This window comes from Ectothiorhodospira haloalkaliphila ATCC 51935 (genome assembly GCF_000633935.1).
Lineage (GTDB): Bacteria > Pseudomonadota > Gammaproteobacteria > Ectothiorhodospirales > Ectothiorhodospiraceae > Ectothiorhodospira > Ectothiorhodospira haloalkaliphila.
In genome coordinates, this window is record NZ_KK214998.1 from 1,220,448 (window position 1) to 1,244,408 (window position 23,961).

The 23,961-nt window shown below is 65.0% G+C and carries 24 protein-coding genes; 5 read left to right on the forward strand and 19 right to left on the reverse strand.

Going from position 1 to position 23,961, the window contains the following annotated elements:
* Window positions 1-109: 109 nt before the first annotated feature.
* Entirely contained in the window at window positions 110-2,794 is a 2,685-nt protein-coding gene (locus ECTHA_RS0113530) for a CRISPR-associated helicase/endonuclease Cas3 (RefSeq protein ID WP_026623806.1), read from the reverse strand.
* A 156-nt stretch (window positions 2,795-2,950) separates the two neighbouring features.
* Here ECTHA_RS0113530 and ECTHA_RS0113535 point away from each other — a divergent pair, with 156 nt between their 5' ends.
* The gene (locus ECTHA_RS0113535) at window positions 2,951-3,310 is read left to right on the forward strand and encodes a cupin domain-containing protein (RefSeq protein ID WP_025280391.1); all 360 of its coding nucleotides are present in this window, start codon (window positions 2,951-2,953) and stop codon (window positions 3,308-3,310) included.
* A gap of 5 nt (window positions 3,311-3,315) precedes the next feature.
* Here ECTHA_RS0113535 and ECTHA_RS0113540 read toward each other — a convergent pair whose 3' ends face one another.
* Both ECTHA_RS0113540 and ECTHA_RS0113545 read right to left on the reverse strand, forming a co-directional pair.
* Window positions 3,316-3,561, reverse strand: coding sequence for a YcgL domain-containing protein (locus tag ECTHA_RS0113540; RefSeq protein WP_025280390.1), 246 nt, complete (start codon window positions 3,559-3,561; stop codon window positions 3,316-3,318).
* 2 nt (window positions 3,562-3,563) lie between these two features.
* Window positions 3,564-4,331, reverse strand: a complete 768-nt coding sequence (locus ECTHA_RS0113545) for a hypothetical protein (protein ID WP_025280389.1) — start codon at window positions 4,329-4,331, stop codon at window positions 3,564-3,566.
* Between the two features lie 133 nt (window positions 4,332-4,464).
* Between ECTHA_RS0113545 and ECTHA_RS0113550 the strand changes: the two genes are divergently transcribed.
* Window positions 4,465-4,980: a GspH/FimT family pseudopilin gene (locus tag ECTHA_RS0113550; protein ID WP_025280388.1), complete on the forward strand. Its 516-nt coding sequence runs from the start codon at window positions 4,465-4,467 to the stop codon at window positions 4,978-4,980.
* A gap of 202 nt (window positions 4,981-5,182) precedes the next feature.
* Here ECTHA_RS0113550 and ECTHA_RS0113555 read toward each other — a convergent pair whose 3' ends face one another.
* Window positions 5,183-5,506: a high-potential iron-sulfur protein gene (locus ECTHA_RS0113555; protein WP_025280387.1), complete on the reverse strand. Its 324-nt coding sequence runs from the start codon at window positions 5,504-5,506 to the stop codon at window positions 5,183-5,185.
* 246 nt (window positions 5,507-5,752) lie between these two features.
* On the opposite strand from ECTHA_RS0113555, the gene speA reads away from it, so the two are divergent.
* Entirely contained in the window at window positions 5,753-7,633 is a 1,881-nt protein-coding gene (gene speA / locus ECTHA_RS0113560) for a biosynthetic arginine decarboxylase (protein WP_025280386.1), read from the forward strand.
* A gap of 72 nt (window positions 7,634-7,705) precedes the next feature.
* Here the strand turns inward: speA and ECTHA_RS20145 are convergent, their stop codons facing one another.
* From ECTHA_RS20145 to ECTHA_RS0113575, 4 genes are all read right to left on the reverse strand, one after another.
* Window positions 7,706-8,272, reverse strand: coding sequence for a hypothetical protein (locus ECTHA_RS20145; RefSeq protein WP_174411997.1), 567 nt, complete (start codon window positions 8,270-8,272; stop codon window positions 7,706-7,708).
* Between the two features lie 25 nt (window positions 8,273-8,297).
* On the reverse strand, window positions 8,298-8,717 hold the full coding sequence (locus ECTHA_RS0113565) for a DUF4168 domain-containing protein (RefSeq protein WP_025280385.1): 420 nt from the start codon (window positions 8,715-8,717) through the stop codon (window positions 8,298-8,300).
* 254 nt (window positions 8,718-8,971) lie between these two features.
* Window positions 8,972-9,715 (reverse strand): outer membrane protein assembly factor BamD, encoded by a 744-nt coding sequence (locus tag ECTHA_RS19105; protein WP_025280384.1) that lies wholly within the window; start codon window positions 9,713-9,715, stop codon window positions 8,972-8,974.
* Between the two features lie 350 nt (window positions 9,716-10,065).
* Complete coding sequence (locus ECTHA_RS0113575) at window positions 10,066-11,319, reverse strand: NupC/NupG family nucleoside CNT transporter (RefSeq protein WP_419397987.1); 1,254 nt, start codon at window positions 11,317-11,319, stop codon at window positions 10,066-10,068.
* Between the two features lie 345 nt (window positions 11,320-11,664).
* Here ECTHA_RS0113575 and ECTHA_RS0113580 point away from each other — a divergent pair, with 345 nt between their 5' ends.
* Both ECTHA_RS0113580 and ECTHA_RS0113585 read left to right on the forward strand, forming a co-directional pair.
* The gene (locus ECTHA_RS0113580; RefSeq protein ID WP_025280382.1) at window positions 11,665-11,871 is read left to right on the forward strand and encodes a ribbon-helix-helix protein, CopG family; all 207 of its coding nucleotides are present in this window, start codon (window positions 11,665-11,667) and stop codon (window positions 11,869-11,871) included.
* Window positions 11,872-11,996: 125 nt separating this feature from the next.
* Window positions 11,997-13,400, forward strand: a complete 1,404-nt coding sequence (locus ECTHA_RS0113585) for an MFS transporter (protein ID WP_025280381.1) — start codon at window positions 11,997-11,999, stop codon at window positions 13,398-13,400.
* 85 nt (window positions 13,401-13,485) lie between these two features.
* Here ECTHA_RS0113585 and ECTHA_RS0113590 read toward each other — a convergent pair whose 3' ends face one another.
* The 11 genes from ECTHA_RS0113590 to gspD form a co-directional block, all read right to left on the reverse strand.
* Window positions 13,486-14,265 carry a type II secretion system protein N gene (locus ECTHA_RS0113590; RefSeq protein ID WP_025280380.1) on the reverse strand — a complete coding sequence of 260 codons (780 nt, stop codon included), beginning with the start codon at window positions 14,263-14,265 and terminating at the stop codon, window positions 13,486-13,488.
* 64 nt (window positions 14,266-14,329) lie between these two features.
* Window positions 14,330-14,815 (reverse strand): type II secretion system protein GspM, encoded by a 486-nt coding sequence (gene gspM / locus ECTHA_RS0113595; protein WP_238984803.1) that lies wholly within the window; start codon window positions 14,813-14,815, stop codon window positions 14,330-14,332.
* Window positions 14,812-16,053 (reverse strand): type II secretion system protein GspL, encoded by a 1,242-nt coding sequence (gspL, locus tag ECTHA_RS0113600; protein ID WP_025280378.1) that lies wholly within the window; start codon window positions 16,051-16,053, stop codon window positions 14,812-14,814. The genes gspM and gspL overlap by 4 nt, the downstream gene beginning before the upstream one ends.
* A 69-nt stretch (window positions 16,054-16,122) precedes the next feature.
* On the reverse strand, window positions 16,123-16,953 hold the full coding sequence (gspK, locus tag ECTHA_RS0113605) for a type II secretion system minor pseudopilin GspK (protein WP_025280377.1): 831 nt from the start codon (window positions 16,951-16,953) through the stop codon (window positions 16,123-16,125).
* Window positions 16,953-17,594, reverse strand: coding sequence for a type II secretion system minor pseudopilin GspJ (gene gspJ, locus ECTHA_RS0113610; RefSeq protein ID WP_025280376.1), 642 nt, complete (start codon window positions 17,592-17,594; stop codon window positions 16,953-16,955). The genes gspK and gspJ overlap by 1 nt, the downstream gene beginning before the upstream one ends.
* Window positions 17,591-17,944 carry a type II secretion system minor pseudopilin GspI gene (gspI, locus tag ECTHA_RS20430; RefSeq protein WP_035369629.1) on the reverse strand — a complete coding sequence of 118 codons (354 nt, stop codon included), beginning with the start codon at window positions 17,942-17,944 and terminating at the stop codon, window positions 17,591-17,593. The genes gspJ and gspI overlap by 4 nt, the downstream gene beginning before the upstream one ends.
* Before the next feature lie 185 nt (window positions 17,945-18,129).
* Window positions 18,130-18,666, reverse strand: a complete 537-nt coding sequence (gspH, locus tag ECTHA_RS0113620) for a type II secretion system minor pseudopilin GspH (RefSeq protein ID WP_025280374.1) — start codon at window positions 18,664-18,666, stop codon at window positions 18,130-18,132.
* Window positions 18,659-19,093 (reverse strand): type II secretion system major pseudopilin GspG, encoded by a 435-nt coding sequence (gene gspG, locus ECTHA_RS0113625; protein ID WP_025280373.1) that lies wholly within the window; start codon window positions 19,091-19,093, stop codon window positions 18,659-18,661. The genes gspH and gspG overlap by 8 nt, the downstream gene beginning before the upstream one ends.
* A gap of 43 nt (window positions 19,094-19,136) precedes the next feature.
* A complete protein-coding gene (gspF, locus tag ECTHA_RS0113630) occupies window positions 19,137-20,351 on the reverse strand; it encodes a type II secretion system inner membrane protein GspF (protein ID WP_025280372.1) in 1,215 nt (404 codons plus the stop codon).
* A 5-nt stretch (window positions 20,352-20,356) separates the two neighbouring features.
* The gene (gspE, locus tag ECTHA_RS0113635) at window positions 20,357-21,862 is read right to left on the reverse strand and encodes a type II secretion system ATPase GspE (protein ID WP_051582707.1); all 1,506 of its coding nucleotides are present in this window, start codon (window positions 21,860-21,862) and stop codon (window positions 20,357-20,359) included.
* A 35-nt stretch (window positions 21,863-21,897) separates the two neighbouring features.
* Window positions 21,898-23,901 carry a type II secretion system secretin GspD gene (gspD, locus tag ECTHA_RS0113640; RefSeq protein ID WP_239679944.1) on the reverse strand — a complete coding sequence of 668 codons (2,004 nt, stop codon included), beginning with the start codon at window positions 23,899-23,901 and terminating at the stop codon, window positions 21,898-21,900.
* Window positions 23,902-23,961 lie beyond the last annotated feature (60 nt).

A 23,961-nucleotide genomic window follows, 5' to 3' on the forward strand; every position in this document is an offset into this window, starting at 1 on the left:
GTTTAACCCACCTGGAGGATCCTGTCAACCTGAGCGATAATGAATCCCGCGTTCACCGCCTTCGCGGTGATGGACCGGTTCAAAGCAACTCTTTGGCTCGTTCCCCGCGTCAGCGGGGATTCCCGTCCTTTGAAAACACCACGCCCCATCCACCGTCATAGGTGCAAGCAGTATCGGCTTCGACCAGCCACGGCTGGGTAAAGCTCAGCGCCTTGGATTGCTCTTGAAGGGCCTCCCACCGGGGCTGGCAGTCGCAGGGCAAGCCCGCCAGTTTTTCAGCCTGGCTCTGGCGCAGCTTGACCTGGCTGAGCATGTCGGCGTGACGCTGCCCCTCTGCCCAGAGCGTCAGCTCGCCATCTTCACGATGCTTGAGCAAAACAACGTTGACCGTCGGCTCATCGACCAGGCGCGTCCCGATCTCCTGCTCCTCCTGCCATTGATCAAATTCCGGATGACGAAGGTAGCCCTGCTCCAGCGACAGGGCGTTAAAACCCGCCATCGAGACCGCATGGCGCCTCATGCCATGCTGCTCGAAACGCGCATCCAGCAGACCATCCGGCACCAGGTCCGCAACCGACCCATAGACGCTCTCGATCAGGGTCCGCGCCTCCTCGGGCATACGGATTGCCCCGAGCTCGCGCAACACGCGCTGCGTCAGCCACAATAGAGAGGTATCGCGATAGACCGCCTGAGTGCCCGGCAAGGTACGCTTCAGCCACTGGGCATCCGGCGTGTCGCTCCATTCCGGTGCAAGAATGGCGAGCAAGGGTTGACGACGCGGGCCACGTGTATGGCGCTGAAGACGCCCGGCCCGCTGAATCAGCAGGTCGATCGGTGCGAGATCACTGACCATGTAGTCAACATCACAATCCAGTGATTCCTGGAAGACCTGCGTACTGATCAGCACCTGGCCGCGTCGCTGATCAGGGTTGGATGCCTTGCCCAGCCGCCCGATCACATCCGACTCAATTCGCTGACGGTCTGTCATCGCGAAACGGCTGTGGAAGAGCAAGCAGCGCTCTGGGTCAGGATGGCTCGCGCGCAGTTGCTCGAAGGCCCGAATGGCGTCATCCACGGTGTTGCGTACCCAGGCAACGCACTCCCCTGCCTCCACCGCCGCCATCACCGTCTCGAACGCCTGCTCCTCGGTTGTCAGCCAATGGACACCCACCTCGCGCGCCACCTCGGGACGCGTGGACAGCGGGACTTCCCGCACCGAGTCATGATCGATCCGGGTCAACAGCGGGAACGCCTGTTCCCGCATCGAGGCCGGGGGCTGCCCCAACCCCTGGCGCCACGCCACAGCCAGCTCCTCGCGCATGCCGTGCGGCAGGGTGGCCGTAAGCAGGATGGCACTCCCGCCCTGACGGGCGTGATGGGTCAGCAACTGCTGCAAAAGGGTCTGCATGTAATGGTCATAGGCATGCACCTCATCAACAATCAGCACCTTGCGCGCCAGGCCATAGAGGCGGAGCGACTGATGCCGAAACGGCAACAGCCCCATCAGTGCCTGATCGATGGTGCCGACCCCCACATCGGCCAACAGAGACTTCTTGCGCGAATCGGCCAACCAGCGATTGCAATATGTCGTCGCCGTGATGTCATCGGCGGCGTAATCCTGGTCTTCAGGCTGCTCGGAAGCCACGGAATTCACGAAGGTATCGTTCAGATCGCGGGCGCCATGAGCCAGCACGAAGGAAGGGCGAGACTTCGCGGCATAGAAACGTTGATGCAGGTTCCCCAGTCGCTGGTACATGGCATTGGAGGTCGCCATGGTCGGCAGGGCGAAGTACAACCCCTCGCCATGTCCCGCCGCGAGAAGACGCTGGGCAAGAATGCAGGCCGCCTCTGTCTTGCCGGAACCAGTCACATCCTCAAGGATGAAGAGCTGGGGACCGTCCCCGATAGTCAGGGTTTCTGCTTTGCGCTGCAGTGGGGTTGGCGTCACCGACTCGCCGCCGAACCAATGGGACAGGCCGGTATAGGCCACCGGCTTGGGAGGATCGGCAAAGCCGGACTGTTGGAGCGATAGCTGAGCGCGTTTGAGGGCCAGTGGCCAGTAATCATCCAGTGCCATCTCATCCTGGCGATACTCGAAATGATCTCGATTCGAGCCCAGCCAGTCGCTTAACGTGGCCCAACCAGCGATGGTCCAACTCAGTGCGAGAAAGGCTTCCCGCCATTCCGGTGAGACAAGGTGCTGAACCGGCCAGTCGGGATCGAGCAGTGTGGCCCAGTCCGCGACAAACTGTCGCGCAGCCTCACAATCTGATGCACTGTAGTCATCACCGAAGAAGTCTGCCAGCTCAAGCCGACCCGCCCCGACGGGCTGGCCGTGATGTCCGAACATCGGTGCCAGCACGGCGCGAAGGGTCTCGCTGAGTTGCTGGCGTGTCTTGCGGTGGAGGTCGCAGTCCGGCCAACGCAGCGTGCCGTCCCGCAGCCACTCGATCCAGGACGCCTGCCACAGCAATGCGCCCAGACGATCGTGTCGTTCGGTATAGGCCAGTCGCTCTATCGGAGGCACCAGTTCGCCGCCTTGCGGCCGCGCCACACCCTGAAAGGCTCGCGCAAACTTACCTAGATCATGCAGCCCCAAGAGAAACACCAGGACTCGACGCAGCCTTTCAGACGGCAAATCGAGCCGCGCCGCCAGCAACCGGGTCAGTGGTCGCCCGGGAGCCAACAAAAGCCAGCCCACGGCTGCCACATCCAGACTGTGATAGGGCAGAAGATGGCAGCTATCGCCGCCGTCCGCCGGTTGTGCCTTTCCCCAGTAGAGGTAATACGACATTCCTGTCTCTCCGAATGGCAGTCACGCCCTTCAATCCAAAGCCCAACTTGCAATGCAATTGCCGGCATCAGGCATCATACTGACTAAAATAAGGCTTTGCTCAGGAATCAGGCAATGGCCGCTCTTGAATGGGAAGCAGCTGAGAGGATTCGACAGATGAAAACCCGATATGAGGACATCGCCGCCTACGACACCAAGGATGGTTCGGAGATCCGTGAACTCATGCATCCCCGGCTGCACGGTGACGGGGCACAGAGCCTGGCGGAGGCGTTGGTGCACGTAGGTGCTTGCACCACCCTGCATCGCCACCCGATCACGGAGGAGATCTATCACTTCACTCAGGGCGAGGGGATGATGCAGATGGGGCAGGAGGAATTTCCAGTGACTACCGGTGACACCGTGCGTATCGAGCCGGGCACCGCCCACCGGGTGCGCAACACCGGCAACATTCCCATGCGCATCCTCTGCGCCTGTACGCCGGCCTATAGCCACGAGGATACGGAACTGCTGGAGTAAAACGGCTACGCCGGCCGATCGTTCTCCGGCGGCATCTGCAGATGAAAGCCCTGGTTTTTCAGATTGGCGAGCACCTGCGAGGGATCTTCCCGAGCCAGTCGGCGATCAGGACTGAGAACGAACTCCAGTGCGAACTCCGGCGTGCCAAAAACATTCAGCAAGGCTTGAGGGATGTTGGAGAAATCGTCCTTGGCGGGCAGATAGACGTAGGTGTCCTGCCGCCGCGAGCTGCGATAAACGTAGCACTGCATCATCATTCCTCAGTGGTTTGCAGTTCTTCAAAGATCACTTCGGGTTCCGGCAACTCTTCCACGGGATCGGGACGGGGCTGTACCCGCGGCGAAGCACCCTCCACATCCCAGACTTCCATGCGCCGTACATCGTCGCGACGATATTCAAAGGCCACATGACCGCCCTGCACCACCTGCTGGACAAATAGCGAGCGGCCGGTCACGGCAATGAGATTGCCCTCGCGCACCGCGCCTCCAGCCAGGGTGAGGCGCACACGCTCACCCTCCAGTTCACCCCATTCGGCAGCGATGGCCTCCCGGTAGGCACGCTGCACACGCTGGCCATCCGGAGCCAGCCGAAAACTCTCCGCTGGTGGCAGTGGTCGGGCCGTGGAGGGACCAAAGGGGTCGAACTCAATGATCTCCAGGGGCTCGCCGGTCTCTTCCTCGATCTGTCGCACCAGGGCCTGGTTGGGCAATTCCTCATCCCAGGGGCGGGTCACCGGCATCTGAATATCCAGGCCGATGTCATGCTGGGCCAGTTTTTCCTCAACGGTGCGGTCTGCACCGCCATACAGGGCGGCAGCCACCACCACCAGGCCCATCAAGCTGACGATGAAGCCCAGCCGGGCCCGCCGCCAGTGCAACAGCACGAAGGCCAGCGAGACGCCGGGCACCAGGTTGATCACCCCCCAGAGGAATTCCCGGCGAAACCCGGCCACCACCACGAGGGCGTAGCCCAGAAGCGTGAGCGCTGCGCCTAACAGCAGGGCACCATCCTCCACTGTCATGTACCTACCCTCATGATGGCCGGGGAATTGACAAGGCCCAGAGTATAGCGCGACTGCGTTGCAGTCCGCTCACGCCGGGGTTAGCCTCTCAAACTCAAGAAAACAGTCATTGCAACCTCAAGGAGAGAGGCCCATGCCCAGGGAACATGGCATCACACTCGTGGAACTGCTGGTCACACTCGCGGTGGCCGTCATACTCGCCACCATCGCGCTGCCCGGCTTTGCCGGCCTGCTGCAGGAGCAGCGGCTGATCACCGCCACCAACGATTTCATGGCAAGCCTGCGCCTGGCCCGGTCCGAAGCCGTGCAACGGGGCGAAGGTGTGCTGATCTGCCCCTCGGCGGATGGCAGCCACTGCCAGGAAGATGGTTATACGGTGGGCTGGATCGTGCGTGTGGCGCCTGAGTATCCGGCAGACATTTCCGAACCTGGCGAGGTATTACGGGTGTACGGTGGTCCACCGGCTGCCGTGAGCATCGAGGCGAACGGCACCATGAGCCGGTACATAGCCTATCGGCCGGACGGGCAAACCCGGCAGATCAACGGTGGCTTGCAGATGGGCACGGTGTCCTTGTGTCACGGCGACAAGGGGCGGCGGATCATCATCAGTCGCACCGGCCGGGCTCGGGTTGAAGGTGTGGAATGCTGAGAGGGGCCATGCCCGCCGCCACTCGCGGCCGGGGGCCGCTCCCACGGGAGTTATCCTGAGGCCAGGAGTCGGGAGCCATGGCACGCCCCCATGTGGGAGCGGGCCTGCCCGCGAATGGGGTTGGCGGCGGGGTTGGGTGCTGTACCCGCCGCCATTCGCGGCCGGGGGCCGCTCCCACCCGCGGGGCTTTGTTGGCTGTGAATCAGCCCACCCAGGCGCTGCACCAGCCGCCGGCGGCCACCAGCTTGCCAGGGAAGACGGCGCAGGGACCCCAGTCCTCGGCGGTGGGGTCGGTCCAAAGATCACAGTTATCACAGACCTGACCCTCCTCATAGGAGGGGTGGTCGGCATTGGCGGCATCGTGGACATAGTCCAGGGCCTGCGCCTCGGCGGAGTCCTCATCCAGACGCTCCATGGCCTTGGCTTGGGTGCTCCAGCCCAGGCCGGCCACAGGCACGGCCAGCAGGCCATAGGCGCCAAACTTCAGGAAACCACGGCGGCTCACGGTGTGGTCACGATCTTTCATGTCTCTCCTCCTGCACAATGCTTGAGTTGATGAACCTGAAAATCGATGCCCGCCCGGGCGTGTGGCCTGTGAGTCCTCGGTCATCCTGTGTCGCATCTCCCTGCGCGACCACGGTGTGTCGCTGGACGTGACAATCGAAGTCACCCTATCGAATCGGGTATTTCGCTGCAACTCGCGCCCGATGGGGATATCCCTCCCCTCACCTGCGTTATCATGGCCCCCGCATAAAGACCTGAAGAATTCCCCATGACAGACTGGACCACGGAATCCGCCCGCCAGACCTACAATATCGATCACTGGAATGGCGGCTATTTCCATATCAATGACCAGGGGCGGGTAGTCGTCAGGCCGCCGGCCCATGCCGGACACCCCGGCGTGGACCTGTACGACCTGGTGGCCCGGGTGAAGCCCATGAACATCGACGTGCCGGTGCTGGTGCGTTTCCCCGACATCCTCACCGACCGGGTGGAACGTCTCACCCAGGCCTTCCGGCAGGCCTTCGAGGAGAGCGAGTATCCCGGGCGCTACACCGCCGTCTATCCCATCAAGGTGAACCAGCAGCGCAGCGTGGTGGAACGCATCCTCACCTATGGTGTGGACAAGGTGGGCCTGGAGGCGGGCAGCAAGCCGGAACTGATGGCGGTGCTGGCCCTGTCGCGCCCGGGCGGCGTGATCGTGTGCAATGGCTACAAGGACCGGGAATACCTGCGCCTGGCCATGATCGGCCAGATGCTGGGGCATCGGGTGTACATCGTCATCGAAAAGCCCTCGGAACTGAAGGGCGTGATCGCCGCCGCCCGTGACCTGGGCGTGAAGCCCTGCCTGGGGATGCGCGTGCGCCTGGCCTCGGTGGGCAAGGGCAAGTGGCAGAACACCGGGGGCGAGAAAGCCAAGTTCGGTCTCTCCTCGGCCCAGGCCCTGCATCTTCTGGAGCAACTGCGGGCCCACGACATGCTGGACTGCATGCAACTGCTGCATTTCCACATGGGCTCTCAGATCGCCAACATCCGCGACATTCAGGCCGGCATGTTCGAGGCCTCGCGCTTCTTTGCCGAGCTGCACCGTCTGGGCGCCCCCATTCAGGTGGTGGACGTGGGCGGTGGACTGGGCGTGGACTACGAGGGCACCCGCTCGCGCAACCTGTGCTCCATCAACTACAGCCTGCAGGATTACGCCAGCAGCGTGGTACGCATCCTGGCCAACACCTGTCGAGAGTATGACCTGCCCCATCCGGAGATCTTCACCGAGTCGGGCCGGGCCACCACGGCGCACCATGCGGTGCTCATCACCGATGTGATCGACACTGAGCGCCCCCCGGTGGCCGCCGACATCCAGCCCCCGGACGAGGATGCCCCGGCGGTGCTACTGGACATGTGGCGCCTGTTCGAGCAGGCCGACGACAATGCGCCCACCGAGGTCTTCCACAACATGCTGGACTGGCTGGGGGAGGTGCGCTCCATGTTCACCCACGGCCTGCTGGATCTGGAGCACCGGGCCCTGGCCGAGCAGATCTACTTCGCCACCTGCCGGCGCCTGCTGGCGACCAGAGCGGACCGCCTGCCCCGGGACATCGGCGATGAACTCAATGAAAAGCTGTCGGACAAGTATTTCTGCAACTTCTCCGTGTTCCAGTCCATCCCTGATGCCTGGGCCATCGACCAGATCTTCCCCATCATGCCCCTGCACCGGCTGGACGAACGGCCCACCCGGCGGGCCGTGCTGCAGGACCTGACCTGCGACTCCGACGGTCATGTGGATCGCTACGTGGACGGCGAGACCACCGCGCCCAGCCTGCCGCTGCATGAACTGCGCGAGCATGAGCATTATCTGCTGGGCATCTTCATGGTGGGGGCGTATCAGGAGATCCTGGGGGATCTGCACAACCTGTTCGGCGACACCGACGCCATCAACGTGGTGCTCAAGGACGACGGGGGCTACGAGGTGGTGGAGCCGGAACAGGGGGACACGGTGGCCGAGCTGCTGCGCTACGTGCACTACGACACGGAACTGCTGGCGGGGGCCTACCGGCAGAAGGTGGTGGATTCCGGCCTGGATCGTGCCCGCCAGGAGCAGATCCTGGGCGAGCTGGATCATGGCCTGTCGGGATATACCTACCTGGAGGAATGAGGTGCCGCAAACAGAGGCGGGCCGTCGAGTGACGGCCCGCATGGGGGGTATGCTCACGGCGCGAGGATCAGATCACTCCGGATCCGCGGGCGGCATTTCCAGGCCACCGTCCCCGTCATCATCGGGGGGTGTGCCCATGCCACCGCCCGGGGGTGCGGGGGGGTCACCCATGCCCCCACCGGGCTGACCACCCGGCGCCGGCGGCGGTGCGCCCGCGCCACCACCAGCCGGCGGCTCGGGCGGTTGCCCCATGCCTCCGCCGGGCTGCCCGCCCGGGGGCGGAGCGGCACCACCCGGAGGTGCCCCGGCACCGTCACCCGGCGGCGGGGGCTCGGCACCCCGTGGAGGCGGAGCGGCGCCGCCGCCGGGGGGCGGGGCAGGCTGTGTGCCCCCGGGTGGGGGAGCGGCCTCACCACCCGGGGGAGGCACTGGTTGCCCGCCACCGGGCGGAGGGGCCGCCCCACCGGGGGGCTCCATGCCACCCCCTGGGGGCGGGCTGTCCGCACCCGGGGTGCCAAAGCCACCACCCGGCGGCTGCCGTTCCATCGCGTCACGATCCGAGGGTTCGAAACCCTGTCCGGCCATCACTGCCAACGGCACCACCGCCAGCAGGGCCAGACCTTTCGCTGAATGTTTCATGGCTGACCTCCCAACGTCGCGGTGATTACTGGCGTTCCTCGGCCATCTGGACCACCTGGTCCAGCAATTCCGGGTCGTTCTGTAGCGCCATGGCCACTTCGTTGTATTCCTCCACGTTCATGCCGGTGGCCTCAACGGCCTCCACCATCTCCTGCTGAGCTTCCTGATGCAGGGCCTGGGCCTGCTCGGCGTCCGCAGCATTTTCCAGGCGCTGGGCGAACTCATCGTTCACCTTCTGCACCTCCACGAAGGCATCCACGAACTCATCGATGGTGTCATCGGACAGATCCACATCTGCCCCGGGCATGGCACCCTGGTGCTCCGGCGGCGAGGCATCCTGGGCGCCCCCACCCTGCTGGCCACCCCAGTCCTGGGCTGCAGCAGTGCCGCCGAGGGCAAACAGGGTGGCGAGGGCGCAGGTCAGTGCTGTCTTGCGAAATTCCATAGGGTCCTCCAGAGGAACATGATCAGAATGTGGAGGAGCTATAGCACGGGCCATGCCAATGGCCCGAAAAAGACAGGAAAAACTATTCAGAACAACACATTAAGAAAGCATCATGGCTCGACGGACTGCCTCACCCCCTGGGTGAATCTGTATCAAAAAAACACATGGGCCAGAACGTCGGTATCACATTGGCATGAGAGCCCAGAGCCCTGGCCAGGGCAGGCCCTCCCGGTTCCCTTTGCAGGGGGCGGCGGTTAATCCCCTTGCGGGATATCCGGCGCCCGGCGTCGGAGCCTGTCGGCCCCCGCCTCATCCCCGCGCGCTTCCAGCACATCAGCCATCAGCAAGAGGGCCTGCCCCTGGGCACGAGTGGCACGAAAATGCTCGTTCACATATTCCGCCCTGGCCATGGCCTGCTGGTGGTCCCCCTGCTCAAAACGGGCGCGGGCAATCCGTAACTCCGCCTGAGCCAGCCCCTCCCGCAACTCCATCAGATGCGGTGCCACTTCATCACGATAGCCGGACTCCGGAAACTGCCGCACCAGATCACGGAACAACGCAAACGCCTCCCGAGCGGCGGCCGAATCCTGGTCCGGGTCCGGCACCTGTCCCCCCTCATGCAGGGCCTGCCAGGCGGCAAACCGGGAAAGACCCGCCAGATAGTAGCCATAGTCGGCATGAGGATGATCCCCAAACGCCCTCAGGAAAGCCATGCTCTGCTCCCAGGCGGCATCGAAGGCGCCGTCCGACAGGCACAGATACGCCACCTCGAGCCGGGCATCGGCCATCACCGCCGCCCGGGCTGCCTGGTGATCCGCAAGACCCTCCAGTGCCTGGGTCGCAGCCTCACAGTCCTGCTCGTTCAGGGCACGCTCCAGAGGCGAGTAATCCACCTCGCCGGGCTCGCCCCGGGGCACGCTGGCGCAACCGGTCAGCACCAGGCTCATCACAAGCAGGGCGACAAAGGGAAGGAAGAGATTCGGGAGTGATGATTTCATGGGATCAGGGGAGCATCAGCCAGGCCGGCGACACCTTAGCATGCCATGGCGACAGGAACAGTACTGATTGGGCATAGGCTGGCACTGGAACTCTGTGCCCTTGCCTGGCTGACAACACTGCGGTATTCCACAGTAGTGATCACATGACTCGAGAGGTGGCAGATTTCTCGCGCGCGGCATCCATCTCGGATGACGTGCGTACCGCACCTACGCGTCAACTGTTTGCCTGGGAATGCATTCGACTTTCGGGCTCTTCCGGCAAGCCTTGAGGGAGATCACGGGTCCAGTCCCTTGTGGGCTCCGATGCCTCCGCCGTCAACCACGCGTCGGTCGTCACCACCCAAAACACGTCAACCGTTCCACGGCGTGAGCAACCCCACCACGGCCCCGGTCATCAGCGTGGCCAGCGTCCCGGCCACCAGGGCGCGCATCCCCAGTGCCACCACCTCGTCGCGGCGCTCGGGCGCCATCGCCCCCAGACCACCGATGAGAATCCCCAGGCTGCCCAGGTTGGCAAATCCGCTCAGCGCGTAGATCAGGATGAGTTCGGAACGCGGGGAAAGCACGTGGGAATCCAGCTGCGCCAGCTGCAGGAACGCCAGCATCTCGTTCAGGATGGTCTTGATGCCAAGCAGTGAGCCAGCCACCTGAGCCTCGGGCCAGGGAATGCCCATGAGCCATGCCAACGGCGCCATGACCCAGCCCAGCAGACGCTCCAGACTCAGGTCGGCGCCTCCCATTGCGGGCAGCAGACCCAGCAGGCCGTTGGCCAGGGCCACCAGAGCGATCAGCACCACCAGCAGGGCCACGATCTGCAGCAAAAGCTCCAGGCCCCGCAGGGTCCCGCGGGTGATGGCATCCATGGCCCCGGCGGCCCGGTCCAGCCCCTCGTCCAACGCCCCCTGAGTAGCCGGGCCGGTGGGTGGCACCATCACCGTCGCGATCAGCAGCGCGGCGGGCAGGCTGATGACCGAGGCGATGATCAGGTGTCCCAGTGCATCGTCCAGCACATGACCGATGAAGGTGGCGTAGAGAACCAGCATGGTGCCCGCCAGGGTGGCCATGCCCACAGTCATCAGGGCAAACAGCTCACTGCGGGTCATGCGCGCCAGATAGGGGCGCACCAGGAGCGGGGATTCCACCATGCCCAGAAAGACATTGGCCGCCGTCCCCACCCCCAGGGCGCCGCCGATGCCAAAGCTGCGCTCCAGCATCCGTGAGGCACCGCGAATGATCAGCGGCAACACGCGCCAGTGGAACAGCAGGGCCGACAGGGCGCTCATGACCAGGATCAGCGGCAAGGCCTGGAAGGCGAAGACGAAGGCCTGCCCTGCCCCTTCGGCCTCAAAGGGCAGCTCGGCGCCGCCCAGGTAGCCAAAGACAAAGGCCGTTCCCGCCTCCGTGGCCTCGCTCAGGGCGATGACCAGTTCGTTGGCCCAGAGGAACAGGTGGCGTCCTCCCGGCACCCATAGCAGCAGCGCCGCGAGGCCGAACTGCAGTCCAAGACCCGCCGCCACTGCCCGCCATGGCATGCGCCTTCGATCTTCGCTGAGTAACCAGGCGATACCGATGAACACCGCCAGCCCCGCGATTCCCTGCACCATCAGCACCGTTGCGCTCCTACAGGATCAAATGCGTGGAGGATAACGCGCGGGTGATATGGGGAAAACCCGAGCCATCAGCCTGCACTGAACAGCCGCTGGTCCCACCACACCGGCTGAGGAAGCTCGGTCTCTATCTGACCGAACTCGGGGTGCTCCGGGTTGATCAACACGTTGCGCTCGACGCGCACGACAGAGGAAGGGACTAACAGGACCGCAGAGCGTTGGTCTTCAACCTACCGGACGCCATATGCTCGGCAGCCTCGCGCTCCAGCGCGGCCCACCATTGCAGGGTGAGGCGGTTAGACGCACACTAGGCGCAACATTAGCGCGTGTAAGGTGCATGCCATGAGTAAGCAACGTGTAAATGTCGCCCTGAGCAGTGAAGCCCTGGATACGCTCAGGAGCATCGCTGAACAGCGTGGCTTAACGCTGTCTGAGGTGTTGCGCCAGGCAATCGGCCACGAAAAGTTTCTCTCGGATGAGATTCGCGCCGGCAATCGGGTAATCATTGAGAGCAAGGACTCGCGCGACAGGCGTGAGTTGATGATCTGATCGACCCGACCCTCACCTCGAGCATTCGGCCGCCCTTCGCGAAAGCCACCCAACCACTGGCCTGACAACCCGCTTGCCCTGTATCTTGTGGGACTTTCCCGAGCCCACGAGATGCCTAGCCTCAGATGACCCAGACCACCGCATCCGAACCCCCGCACAGTGCCCACCGGATCGGGCCCATCTACCTGGCGCCCGGGGTCATGCCGTTTCATGGCTGGACCTTCTTCTACGCGGGGTTCGTGTCCATCGGCCTGATCGTGTTCATCACCATCGGGCAGACCTACATCCTCAATGAACACCTGAACATCCCCATCGAGGAGCAGGGCACCCTCAGCGGTGACCTGGTGTTCTGGACCGAGGTGGTGGCGCTGCTGCTGTTCATACCGGCGGGGATCCTCATCGACAAGATCGGACGAAGGCCCGTCTACATCGCTGGCTTCATGCTGATTGCCGCCTGCTACGTGCTGTATCCCATGGCGGGCTCGGCGGATGACCTGTTCATCTATCGCATCTTCTACGCCATGGGCATCGTGGCCATCGCCGGGGCGCTGTCCACCGTGCTGGCCGACTACCCGGCGGAACGGTCGCGGGGCAAGCTGGTGGCCATCATCGGCATGCTCAACGGATTGGGGATCGTCATCATCGGGCAGATGTTCGGTGCATTTCCGGACATCTTCACGCGCATGGGGGTGAGCGGCACCGACGCCGGCCTGTACACCTTCCTCATGGTGGCGGCCCTGGCGGCGATATCGGCCGTGGTGATCGGTTTCGGGCTCAAACCGGGGGTGCCCCCCAGTCGGGAGCCCCAGCCGCCGGTGCGGGAACTGCTGGTCACCGGCTTTGCACAGGCACGCAATCCCCGCATCCTGCTCTCCTACGGGGCCGCGTTCATCGCCCGTGGGGATCAGTCCATCAACGCCACCTTCGTGGTGCTGTGGGGCACCACCGTGGGTATCGGCATGGGGATGAGCTCGGGCGAGGCGGTGATGCAGGGAACCATCATCTTCATCGTCACCCAGGTGGCGGCCCTGGTGTCGGCGCCTTTCCTGGGGCCCATCATCGACCGTCTCAACCGGGTGACGGCCCTGGGTGTTTGCATGGCCATCGCCGCGGCGGGGAATCTGGCCATGCTCTTCCTGGTGAACCCCCTGGCCACCCATGCCTACGCCTTCTTCATCCTGATGGGCATTGGCCAGATGGCCGTGTTCCTGGGGGCCCAGTCACTGATCGGTCAGGAGGCACCCAAGCCCAAACGGGGTTCGGTGCTGGCGGCTTTCAATATCAGTGGCGCACTGGGCATCCTGCTGATCGTGCTCATCGGCGGCCGGTTGTTCGACCAGATCGACCCGCGGGCGCCGTTCATCCTGGTGGGCCTGATCAACTTCCTGCTGATCTTTGCCAGCCTGTGGGTGCGCATCAAGGCACCGGGCAGGACCATCAGCCAGGTGGAACTGGATCGGGATACGGGCCTGGGCCCGGAGGACGATCCCTGGATTGATCCCACGCATCGGCCGGGTGGCGGCAAATAGGATCGACCGCGGGATGATGGGGGTGGTCCGTGACATCACCGATTCACCGGGCGACCCCGAGTGGGTCACCGGCATCGGTCATCCCTCATAGCCGCCCGCTCAGGTTGAGCGGGATGCGCCCTTCGCTGTCCTCACGCCCCATGAGGCTCAGGGCCTGACCCAGTCCGGGTTCGGCCTGTTCCCGTGCACCCAGCCGGCCCTGGATCTGCCAAGGGCCCACCGGGCTCAGGCGAGCGGTGGCCTCCAGGAACAGCGGGCCTCCATGGTCACGGGCCACGGCCCGGAGCCAGCCATCATCATCGGCGCTCAACTCGGCGCGCAGGTCGCCCAGGGGGATGGCCTGGGGCAGCCCCGAGGCGGCCCCCAGCCAGCCCAGGGTGCCTTCGGCACGGGTGAAGCCTGCCTCGTGATGGATGTGCACCACCGGCACGTCGGCCAGGATGCGCCCCTCGACGATCACCGGAAAATCCAGAAAGGCATCGGCCAGGTAGGCCGCCGGCAGGTCTGCCCGCAGATTTTCCAGACGAATCCCGTTGGGCCGAAGGCCCAGTTGCGCGCTGCCCCCACTGCCGGGCCGGGCGAACTGGATGTGAGTGCGTAACTCGCCCCGCAGCAGTGGCCAGGGAGACACCTGCCACGCCAGCCCCTGAAACGCCAGCGCATCCCAGCGCAGTTGCTGGGCCTCACCGGACCACACGGAACCGGATAGCCCCTCCACGGCAAGATCCGGTGGCAACCAGCCACGGTCACGGGCGACATCGTGGGCCAGGGTGGCGGGCAATGTGGCCAGGAGGAAGGCAAGGTAGGCGATCAGGCCCGCCAGGATGTAGTGCCAGATCTTGAAGTTGGGTGACTTGAGGGACACTTGACCAGGAGACTCTTTCGGTTGAATGGATGCCCGGATTCGGCTGAGCCCGGAGCTTGTAGTGTCAGCTTTCCAGCACCAGGCGCACGTTCACCCGCCCGCCGGCCGACTGTCGGTCCACCACCAGACTGCTCACCTGGATGCCGTACTGGCGACGCAGCTCGTCCAGCCACAGGAGCATGTCATCGAAGGGGGTGTTCTCCATCCACACACGCACCGTGTTTCCACCCTCCGGCTGCACCCGCCGCAGGGTGCCCGCCAGGGGACCGGACTGGGCGGTGGCGTCGATGATGCCCAGCAGGGACTGCCCACCCATGTCGGCGGGGGCCGCCTGGGTCTGGCCGCGGGCGCTGCGGATCTGACCGGCAGCCTGTTCCATCCAGGCCAGATCGGCCTGCAGGCGGGCCACGTCCTGCTCCATGGAGTTCACCCGATCACTCAGCGGCAGCCAGACCAGCCAGTAGGGCAAGGCCGCGCAGAGGAAGAGACCACCCACAACAAGGATGCGCCGATCACGCACCGACTGTTCACGCCACCATGCCTTGATCATGATCCCGAACTCCTGATCAGGATACGGCTCTCCACCCGGTCATCCCGGGCGCTGGCCGACTGTATATCCACGGACCAGCCCGCTTCCTGCTCCAGTTGCTGCTTGAGACGGTCCAGGCCCTGAAGGTCAGCCAGGTGCAGGTCCAGATCCAGCCTGCCCGCCTGGTAACGCAGGCCCTGGATGCTCAGGCCTTTCTCATTGGCCAGCGCCGGGGCGGCCCGCGTGAGCAGGGCCTGCAGGTCCGAGCCTGATCCGTCTGGCCCCGATGACAGGCCCCTGAGGGCCGTTTCCATCTGGCGCCTGGGATCGACAATACGCCCGCCCGGGAAGGTCTGCTGATACACCTCCACCATGCGTTCTTCCAGGGCGGCCTGTTCGGCCCGCAGGGTCTGAAGGTTCCAGCCCAGGCCAACGAACTGGATCACCACCCAGGCCAGCAGCACGCCGGCAGCGATCCGCCAGGGCCGCCACAGATGATCCAGGGAATCCCTGGGGCTGTAAGGTCCACAGAGCAGGTTGAGCGGAGGGCGGGAGGGCCAGCGTGAGGCCAGGTGTTCCATCAGCGTCGAAGGTGCCTCGAGGAATGTGATCTCCATGTCATCGGGGTTGCCCAGGGCCCGCAGGTCATCGTCCTCGGCCCGGACGGGGCCATGGCGCAGCACCTTCAACCGCCTCGGGCGCTCTTCCTCCAAGGCCTCCTGCAGACGCCGACGCAGCAGGAAGGCGGCGTTGTCCCGCTCCATGGTCGCCCCCATGCCCTCCCCCGTGGACAGCCAGGCCCCGTCACCTTCCAGCCACAGTATCCAGGCATCCTCCTCGACGGGCAGCAGGGCGGTCTCCGGGACCACCTGGCCCGGCTGGATGCCGGCTTCGCCCAAGGCATCCATCCAGGCCGTCATGTCGGCGTGGGCGACCACCGCCACCGTCAGGCTGCCATCGTCATGCCGGGCACCGGGAACGAAATGCAGGGTCTCCACGTCATCGGCCAGCTGATCTTCCAGGGCATAGGGCAATGCGCGGCGCAGCGCCCGGGCATTGCGGGTGGGGATCCGGACACGGGTGATCAGGATCCGCGCCCCGGGGGCGAGTATCCGGCACTCGGCATCCGGCGCCTTGGCCCGCAGCGCGTCGGGCGTGTCGGGAGGCAGGAGCGTGAGGCTGCCATCAGCCGCCTGGATCAGGCCCTGCCAGGTGCCGGCTTCCGGGTCGGGTTTGAGGATCAGGTGACGCTGGGTCAAGGGGTCGGGCTCCTGGGGTATGTCTTATGGTCATTCAGGTGGGCGGGGCGTGGCAAGGGCTTGAACAGCTCATGGGCCACAGGGGATCTGTTCGCGCAGGATCACGCGCTGATCGGCGATGTCCAGCAGACTGCACAGAACGAATCGGCGGCCCAGCAGTTCGGTGCGAACCGCCAGGCGATAGTATCGGGAGGTGAATTCAGCATCTTCATCCTCCTGCCCCGCCTCGAAGGCCTCCAGCAGGATCTCGGGGGCCTCGACGGGATGGATCCGGGTACCCGATTCCGGCAGGGCGGTCACATAGGGCGCCACCTCCCGCCAGACCTCGTCCGTCATATCCAGCACCAGCCGCAGCTCCGTGGGACTGAGCATGGGCTGATTGCCACTCAGGTAAGGGGGATCCAGGGCCGGATAACCCGGATCGTCGGTCTCCGGGTCCAGCCAGTCCCGGATGCGACGGGTGAGCCCATCACTGTCCAGGGTGACACCGGTGGCCTCCATGGAAATGGCATCCAGCAGTTGCACGAAACCCTGGTGAACCGCTTCATCCTCGGTGGCCAGGTTGTTCAGGTTGAAGCGGCAGTGCATGTCCTCGAGCCACACGGTGAGATCGGCATCCTCCAGGACCACAGGGATAGGTGGCGAGAGACATCCATCCCAGGGGAGATCGACGTCATTGTCCCGATGCACCTCGCCCAGCAGGGCCAGGGCGTAGGCCTCGGCCCCCAGGGAGAGCTGGTAGGCCTGGTCGTGGGTGAACACATTGGTGGTGCGGCGGATATCCATATGCTGTCGGGTGGCCATGGACACCGCGGCGATGGTGGCCAGCGCCACCACCAGCAGGGCCGTGAGCAGCGCCACGCCCCGCTGTCTGGCCGCTGATGGACGCGTTCCCCTCATCAACGCACCGCAAACAGCCGGGAGACCCGGCCCATGCCGTCCAGATCCAGGATCACTTCCACTGCCAGGGGCAGAGAGGCGTGCCCCCCGTCCAGGCCGGCGGGGGGCCAGTAGTCCAGGGCCGCGGTGCCGGCGCCATCCCGGTAATGAAACCGCACCTCCCAGTCCCGCAGGGCGGCCGCATCGTCCCGGCTCAGCAGGGGCATGCGCCCGGTGGGCTCCTCGTGGCCACCATCCAGGGCCGACCAGTACAGGCGGTAAAGGGTGCCCTGCTCCATCTCCCAGGCCACCCGCTGCAGGCTGCTGCGTCCCGTGCCACTGCGGGCACCCGCGCGGATCAGCTCCAGACGGGGGGGCTCGCGCAGCCCCGAAAAACGCAAGGGCGGCCGAAAATCCCCATAGCCATCCCGGGCGGGCCGCTGGGCAATCTGTTCCAGATCACGCCCCATGAGTGTGAAGGCCAGTTGCACCTGCCCCAGGCGCTCGGCGGAGGCCGCCGTCATGGCCTGGGCGTCCAGCACGGTACGCAGGCCGCCATAGGCCATCACCGACACCAGGGCAAAGATGCCCAGGGTGACCACCAGCTCCATGAGGGTGAAGCCCTGTTGAGCAGCCCCGGATCTGCAGATTGCCGGCTTCATGGATTCAGGAACCCCGCAAGCCGGGCCAGGTAGGGGGCATCCGGATCATCCTGGTCGCGTACGGTCACCTGGATGCGCGGCACGGCCCCGAGGCTGTAGCCGGCCACGTCCAGATCCCGGGGCTGGATCTCCACCTCCCAGTACCATTCCCGCTCGGCCATGATCATCGCGCCGCGTCGGGTGCCCCGGGCGGGCTCCTCCATGCCGGCGCGGTAGCGGGCCATCACGTTGCTGGCCACCCAGTGGGCGTGGGTGCGGTCACGCAGATAGGCGGCATTGCGGGCGTTTTCGCTGGCCACCTTGATGACCGCGCCCATGGCCACGGCCAGGATGGTCACCGCCACCAGCACCTCCAGGAGGGTGAAGCCCGATTGCCGGCGTGATCCGGCGGGAACCCCTGCAGAAAAACACCCTGTGGGAGCGGCCCTTGGCCGCGAATGGCCAGAGCGAAGAGACGGCACCCTTCGCGGCCAAGGGCCGCTCCCACAAGGGCTCCCATGGGGGTTGCCGAAAAGGCTTCCGGTGGATGGGCGTATCATCGCCAGTCTTCCGGTCGGGTCATACGGATGCGGCCATTGGGCTGGCCCTCGATGATGAAATAAGGGCGACGGGATCGGTCGGCATGCAGATGCAGTTCAAAGGGGGTGATTTCCCCGGTAATGCCCAGGTAGACATGGGGCGCCGGATTGTCCAGGGTGCGATCCAGGCTCACGGCGATGCCCTCCAGACGCAGTTCCAGCTCCAGACCCAGGTCTTCCAGATTGCGCTCGCGCAGTTGGCGGTCGCCCTCCAGGGGCAACCATTCATAGGTGCGCTCCCCCACCTCAAACTCCCGCAGAAAGGTGTAGCCGTGGCGGGAGAAGCCCGCCGCCGTCTCCTCGGCGGTGAGGATCCCCTCATCCCGGGCCAGCTCCATCAAGGCCACGATGCGACGTGCCTCCTGCTCGATCATGCGATCACGCCCCCCATCACCCACGGCGATGACGGCAAAGGTGAACATGATGCCGATGATGAACAGCACCACCACCAGTTCCAGCAGGGTGAAGCCCCTGCTGTGCCGGGTGTCAGTCACCCCAGTTGCCGATCTCGGCGTTCATGCCTTCGCCACCTGGACGCCCGTCGGCGCCGAAGCTGTAGAGATCGAAATCCCCCCGGGAGCCGGGATGCAGATATTGGTACTCGTTGCCCCACGGGTCTCGGGGCAGACGGTCGATATAGCCGCCCTGGCGCCAGTTTCGGGCCTCGGGCTGACCCGAGGGACGCTGCACCAGCGCCTGCAGCCCCTGATCCGTGCTGGGGTAGGTGAAGTTGTCCAGCCGGTACAGGTTCAGGGCGCTTTCCAGGGCGCGGATATCATTCTGGGCCTTGGTGATGCGGGCATCGTCCGGGCGGTCCATGACGCGGGGAACCACGATGGCGGCCAGGATGCCCAGGATGACCACCACCACCATGACCTCGATGAGGGTGAAGCCTTGTTGGGGGTGTCTGCGAAATCTCATGGATGCAACTCTCCGTGCTTGATGAGGAATGAGGGCCGGTCCATCAGGTGACCAGCTGATTGAGTTCGAAGATTGGCAGCAGGATGGCCAGGACGATGATGAGTACCACCACGGCCATCACCAGGATCAGCAAAGGCTCCAGCACCCCCATGATCACGGCGATGCGGGTCTCCAGTTCCCGCTCCTGGTTGGCGGCCGCCCGGTCCAGCATGTCGTCCAGGGCGCCGCTGGCCTCACCGCTGCGGATGAGGTGGACGGTCATGGGGGGGAAGTAGCCGGTGCGCTCCAGGGCCACACCGATGCCCGAACCCTCGCGCACCCGCTGGGCCACGGTTTCCACCGCCGCACGCATGGGGCGATTGGCCATCACCTGGGCGGCGATGCGCAGGGCCTCCAGCACGGTCACGCCGCTGGAGGACAAAATGGCCAGGGTTCGGGCAAAGCGCGCGGTGTTGATGCCCCGGGTGAGCCGGCCCACCAGCGGCAGTCGCAACAGCAGGGCATGCCAGGCATGCAGGGGGCGGGGACGCCGCAGCAGGCGCTCCACCAGCAGGGCCCCGAGAGCCAGACCGCCCAGCAGATACAGCCCATAGTCCCTCAGGCCATCGCTGACGGCAATCAGCGTGCGGGTGAGCCAGGGCAGTTCCTGGCCGATGCCCACGAACACCTGTACCACCTCGGGCACCACGTAGGTGAGCAGGGCCACGGTCACCAGCAGGGCCATGGTGGTGAGGATGGCCGGATAGAACAGGGCCAGCTGGATCTTCTGGCGCATCTGCTGGCGGTTTTCGGTGTAGTCGGCCAGGCGGTCCAGGACCACGTCCAGGTGACCGGACTGCTCGCCAGCGGAGACGGTGGTGCGGTAGATGTCCGGAAACACATGGGGAAAATCCCCGAGCCCCCGCGCCAGAGTGTGACCCTCCATCACGCGTGTGCGCACCGCCATGAGCATGCTGCGGATGCGCGCCTTCTCGCTCTGACGCGCCACGGTGCCCAGGGCCTCTTCCAGAGGCAGCCCCGAACGCACCAGGGTCGCCAGCTGACGGGTGACCAGGGACAGATCCATGGCACTGATGCCGCGGGAAATACCCGGTAGTTGAAGGCGCCGCTTCTCGCGCTGCTGCACCGCCTCCACGGACAGGGGCGTGAACCCCTTTTCCCGCAGTTGCTGCCGAACCTGGCGGGGGGTGTCCCCCTCCAGCACGCCCCGTGCCTGGCGGCCCGTGGGTTTGAGGGCGGTGTATTCGAAGGCGGGCATGGGATTCAGTCTTCCTTGGTTACGCGCAGCACTTCTTCCACGGTGGTGTCCCCGGCCAGGATGCGCCGCACCCCATCCTGACGGATGCTGGGACCATGCTGGCGGGCATGGCGCTCCATGGCCTGCTCACCGGCCCCGTCGTGGATCAGGGTGCGCAAGGCATCGTCCACCTCCACCAGCTCATAGATCCCGGTACGCCCGCGGTAGCCCAGTTGATTGCACTCGGGGCAGCCGGTGGCACGGTACAGGGTAGGCCGCTCCCCTTGGGTCAGCCCCAGTAGGCGGCAGTCGGTCTCGCTGGCTTGATAGGGCTGGCGGCAATGGGGGCAGAGCAGCCGCACCAGGCGCTGGGCCAGCAAGCCCACCAGGGTGGAGGACAGCAGGAAGGGTTCCACCCCCATGTCCCGCAGGCGCGTAATGGCCCCTACGGCGGTGTTGGTGTGCAGGGTGGAAAACACCAGGTGACCGGTGAGACTGGCCTGCACGGCGATGTGCACCGTGTCCACATCGCGGATCTCTCCCACCATGACCACGTCCGGGTCCTGGCGCAGGATGGCCCTGAGGCCGCGCGCAAAGGTCATATCCACCTTGCTGTTGATCTGCGTCTGACCCACACCGTCCAGGTAATACTCGATGGGGTCCTCCACGGTGAGGATATTGCGCTTGCGGTCGTTGAGCTGGGTGAGCGCCGCGTATAGCGTGGTGGTCTTGCCCGAGCCGGTGGGCCCGGTCACCAGGATGATCCCGTGGGGGCGAGCGATCACCCGCTGCATGGCCTCCAGGGAGTGCGGGTCCATGCCCAGATGGGTGAGGTTCAGGCGCCCAGCCTGCTTGTCCAGGAGGCGCAGCACCACCCGCTCCCCATGGCCACACGGCAGGGTGGACACACGCACGTCCACGGCCCGGCCCGCCACCTTGAGAGAGATGCGGCCATCCTGTGGCAGCCGCTTCTCGGCGATGTCCAGGCGGGCCATGACCTTGATGCGGGAGATGATCAGCGGCGCCAGCATGCGGGGTGGCTCCAGGACCTCACGCAACACCCCATCCACCCGGAAGCGCACCGTCAGGCGGGCCTCGAAGGGTTCGATGTGGATATCCGAGGCATTCTCCTTGATGGCCTCGGTGAGCAGGGCATTGATCAGGCGGATGATGGGGGCGTCATCTTCCGTTTCCAGCAGATCCTCGGGCTCGGCCAGGCTCTGGGCCACGCTGTCCAGGTCGTCTTCCTCGCCCATGCCCTCCATCAGCTGCATGGCATCGTTGGCACTGCTCTCGTAGCGCGCCCGCAGGATGGCCTCGAAGCGGTCGGCGGGGGTCGGCTCAAGCTTCAGGGGCCGCCCCAGGTGGCGGCGCAGTTCCGCCAGGCTCTGACTGCTCACATCCTCGCGGCAGACCACACGAACGGCGGCCCCTTCCTCGTCCATGACCACCACCCCGTGGCGACGGGCAAAACCGAAGCTGACGCCCCGAATCTCCGGAGCCGACTCCGTTTCCGGCGGGGCGTCCGGCATAAGTTCGCCGGGGATCTCCAGTTCGTGACGGGCGTTCATCGGCGTGAAGGCGGTGGCTGGATCGACAGGCCCGCGGCCCGGGCCTGGCTGCTGGCCTCGAAGGGGGGTGGCAGGTGCAGGAGTTCATCCCATTCAGGCAGAACGGGCACGGCATCATCGCCCATCATCAACACCCCCAACTCCCGTGAGTAGAGCTGCTCGGCGCGCATGTGATTGTATTTGCTGGCGGTCAGCCCCGCCTGGGTGGCCCGGTCACGGACGATCACGGGGCGCAGGAAGACCATGAGGTTACGCTTTTCCTTGCGTGAGGACTCGTAGCGGAACAGCCGCCCCAGCCCTGGGATGCTGCCCAGCCCCGGCACCCTGCTCTCGCTCTGCACCAGCACGTCGTCGATGAGGCCGCCCAGCACCACCATGTCGCCATCGTCCACCATGACACTGGTGCGCAGGCTGCGGGTATTGGTGATGAGATCAGCGGCGTCCAGACTGGCAACCGTGGGCGCCACCTGGGAGACCTCCTGCTCGATCTGCAGCTTGACGGCATTGCCCTCGTTGATCTGCGGCTTCACCATGAGCTTCACACCCACGTCCTGGCGCTGAATGGTATCGAAGGCCTGCCCGGACTGCTCGATGGCACGCCCTGAACGGAAGGGCACATTCTGACCGACGATGATCTCCGCCTCTTCGTTATCCATGGTGAGCAGGCTGGGGGTGGAGAGGATGTTGCTGGCCGAATCACTGGCCAGGGCATTGATCAGGGCTGCGATGGTGGTGCGGCCCGAGTAGCCAATGCCCCCCAGCGCCAGCCCGCTGCCAAAATTCACATTGGAAAGATCGCCTGATTGCAGCCCGCCGGCCAGACCGATCAGGCTGGGACTGGCCCCCTGAAAGTTCAGGATGCCGATGCCATCGCGCTCGGAGCCCACGGCCCATTGCACGCCCAGTTCCCGCGCACGCTCCGTGGACACCTCGGCAATGACGGCCTCCACCAGGACCTGGGCACGGCGCACATCCAGTTGCCGGATGACGGCACGCATGTCCCGGATGATATCCGGCGGGGCGTTGATCACCACGGCATTGGTGCTTTCATGGGAATGGACGTGAATGCTGGGGGCCTGATCTGCGGCACCGCCGGAGAGGAAGGAACCGGCCAGGCCGGAGAGGACATCGGCCACATCCGCGGCATTGGCATAGCGCAGGTACACCACCTGGGTGTTGCCCCCTTCCACGGGGATATCCAGATGGGAGATCACCGCGCGGATGGCCACCCGACGCTTGGGCTCACCGCCCAGCAGGATGCTGTTGGTGCGCTCATCGGCGATCACCCGCACCTGGGCCGAGGAACGCTGACGACCCTCGGCCGACTCCATGGTGGTGACGATGCGCGCCACCTCGGTGGCCGAGGCGTGCTCCAGGGGGATCACCTCCATGTCCTCGCGGCTTTCCTGGTCGATGCGGCCAATGATCTCCACCAGGCGGTTGACGTTGCTGGCGGTATCGGAGACCACCAGTGTATTGGATTCCGGCGACGCCGCCAGATGGCCGCTTTGCGGGACCAGGGGGCGCAGGATGGGGACCAGTTGCGCAGCATCCACGTGGTTGACCGTGATCACGCGGGTCACGTAGTCACCTCCACGGGCCTCCCTCGGGCCGGAGATGGTCGGAACCTCACCTTGCTTGGCGATGGCGTCGGGTACCAGGCGGACCACGCCGTCGGACTCAATGGCGGCAAACCCATGCACCCGCAACACCGAGAGAAAGATGTCGTACAACTCCGAGCGATCCACCGGACGACCCGACACCAGGGTGACACGTCCACGCACCCGGGGATCGACGATGAAGTTGGTACCGGTCTCCTCGGAGACGTAATCGATCACCGCGTTGATGTCCACGTCGCGGAAGTTGAGGGTGGCCTCCGAATTGTCACCGGCCAGTGCCAGCAGGGGCGCCACGCCCAGGCAGAGCAGCAAAAGACCCATCAGGGAGAGGCGGGCGCGGCGTATTGTCGTCGCGGGCCATGGCCGAAAATCAATTAGCACGTTGCGTCCTCTTGTCCGATGTCGGGATGGCGTGGGCATGGGTCCGGGTCGGTTGTCTCA

Coding starts and splice junctions, on each gene's coding strand:
- ECTHA_RS0113545 (WP_025280389.1), bottom strand. CDS start 4,331: ATGACAGTGGAGGATGGTGCCCTGCTGTTAGGCGCAGCGCTCACGCTT.
- ECTHA_RS0113550 (WP_025280388.1), top strand. CDS start 4,465: ATGCCCAGGGAACATGGCATCACACTCGTGGAACTGCTGGTCACACTC.
- gspE (WP_051582707.1), bottom strand. CDS start 21,862: ATGCCGGACGCCCCGCCGGAAACGGAGTCGGCTCCGGAGATTCGGGGC.
- ECTHA_RS0113565 (WP_025280385.1), bottom strand. CDS start 8,717: ATGGAATTTCGCAAGACAGCACTGACCTGCGCCCTCGCCACCCTGTTT.
- gspK (WP_025280377.1), bottom strand. CDS start 16,953: ATGAGGGGAACGCGTCCATCAGCGGCCAGACAGCGGGGCGTGGCGCTG.
- ECTHA_RS0113580 (WP_025280382.1), top strand. CDS start 11,665: ATGAGTAAGCAACGTGTAAATGTCGCCCTGAGCAGTGAAGCCCTGGAT.
- ECTHA_RS0113555 (WP_025280387.1), bottom strand. CDS start 5,506: ATGAAAGATCGTGACCACACCGTGAGCCGCCGTGGTTTCCTGAAGTTT.
- gspG (WP_025280373.1), bottom strand. CDS start 19,093: ATGAGATTTCGCAGACACCCCCAACAAGGCTTCACCCTCATCGAGGTC.
- ECTHA_RS20145 (WP_174411997.1), bottom strand. CDS start 8,272: ATGAAACATTCAGCGAAAGGTCTGGCCCTGCTGGCGGTGGTGCCGTTG.
- ECTHA_RS19105 (WP_025280384.1), bottom strand. CDS start 9,715: ATGAAATCATCACTCCCGAATCTCTTCCTTCCCTTTGTCGCCCTGCTT.
- gspF (WP_025280372.1), bottom strand. CDS start 20,351: ATGCCCGCCTTCGAATACACCGCCCTCAAACCCACGGGCCGCCAGGCA.
- ECTHA_RS0113575 (WP_419397987.1), bottom strand. CDS start 11,319: ATGGTGCAGGGAATCGCGGGGCTGGCGGTGTTCATCGGTATCGCCTGG.
- ECTHA_RS0113540 (WP_025280390.1), bottom strand. CDS start 3,561: ATGCAGTGCTACGTTTATCGCAGCTCGCGGCGGCAGGACACCTACGTC.
- ECTHA_RS0113585 (WP_025280381.1), top strand. CDS start 11,997: ATGACCCAGACCACCGCATCCGAACCCCCGCACAGTGCCCACCGGATC.
- speA (WP_025280386.1), top strand. CDS start 5,753: ATGACAGACTGGACCACGGAATCCGCCCGCCAGACCTACAATATCGAT.
- ECTHA_RS0113535 (WP_025280391.1), top strand. CDS start 2,951: ATGAAAACCCGATATGAGGACATCGCCGCCTACGACACCAAGGATGGT.
- gspJ (WP_025280376.1), bottom strand. CDS start 17,594: ATGAAGCCGGCAATCTGCAGATCCGGGGCTGCTCAACAGGGCTTCACC.
- gspM (WP_238984803.1), bottom strand. CDS start 14,815: ATGATCAAGGCATGGTGGCGTGAACAGTCGGTGCGTGATCGGCGCATC.
- ECTHA_RS0113530 (WP_026623806.1), bottom strand. CDS start 2,794: ATGTCGTATTACCTCTACTGGGGAAAGGCACAACCGGCGGACGGCGGC.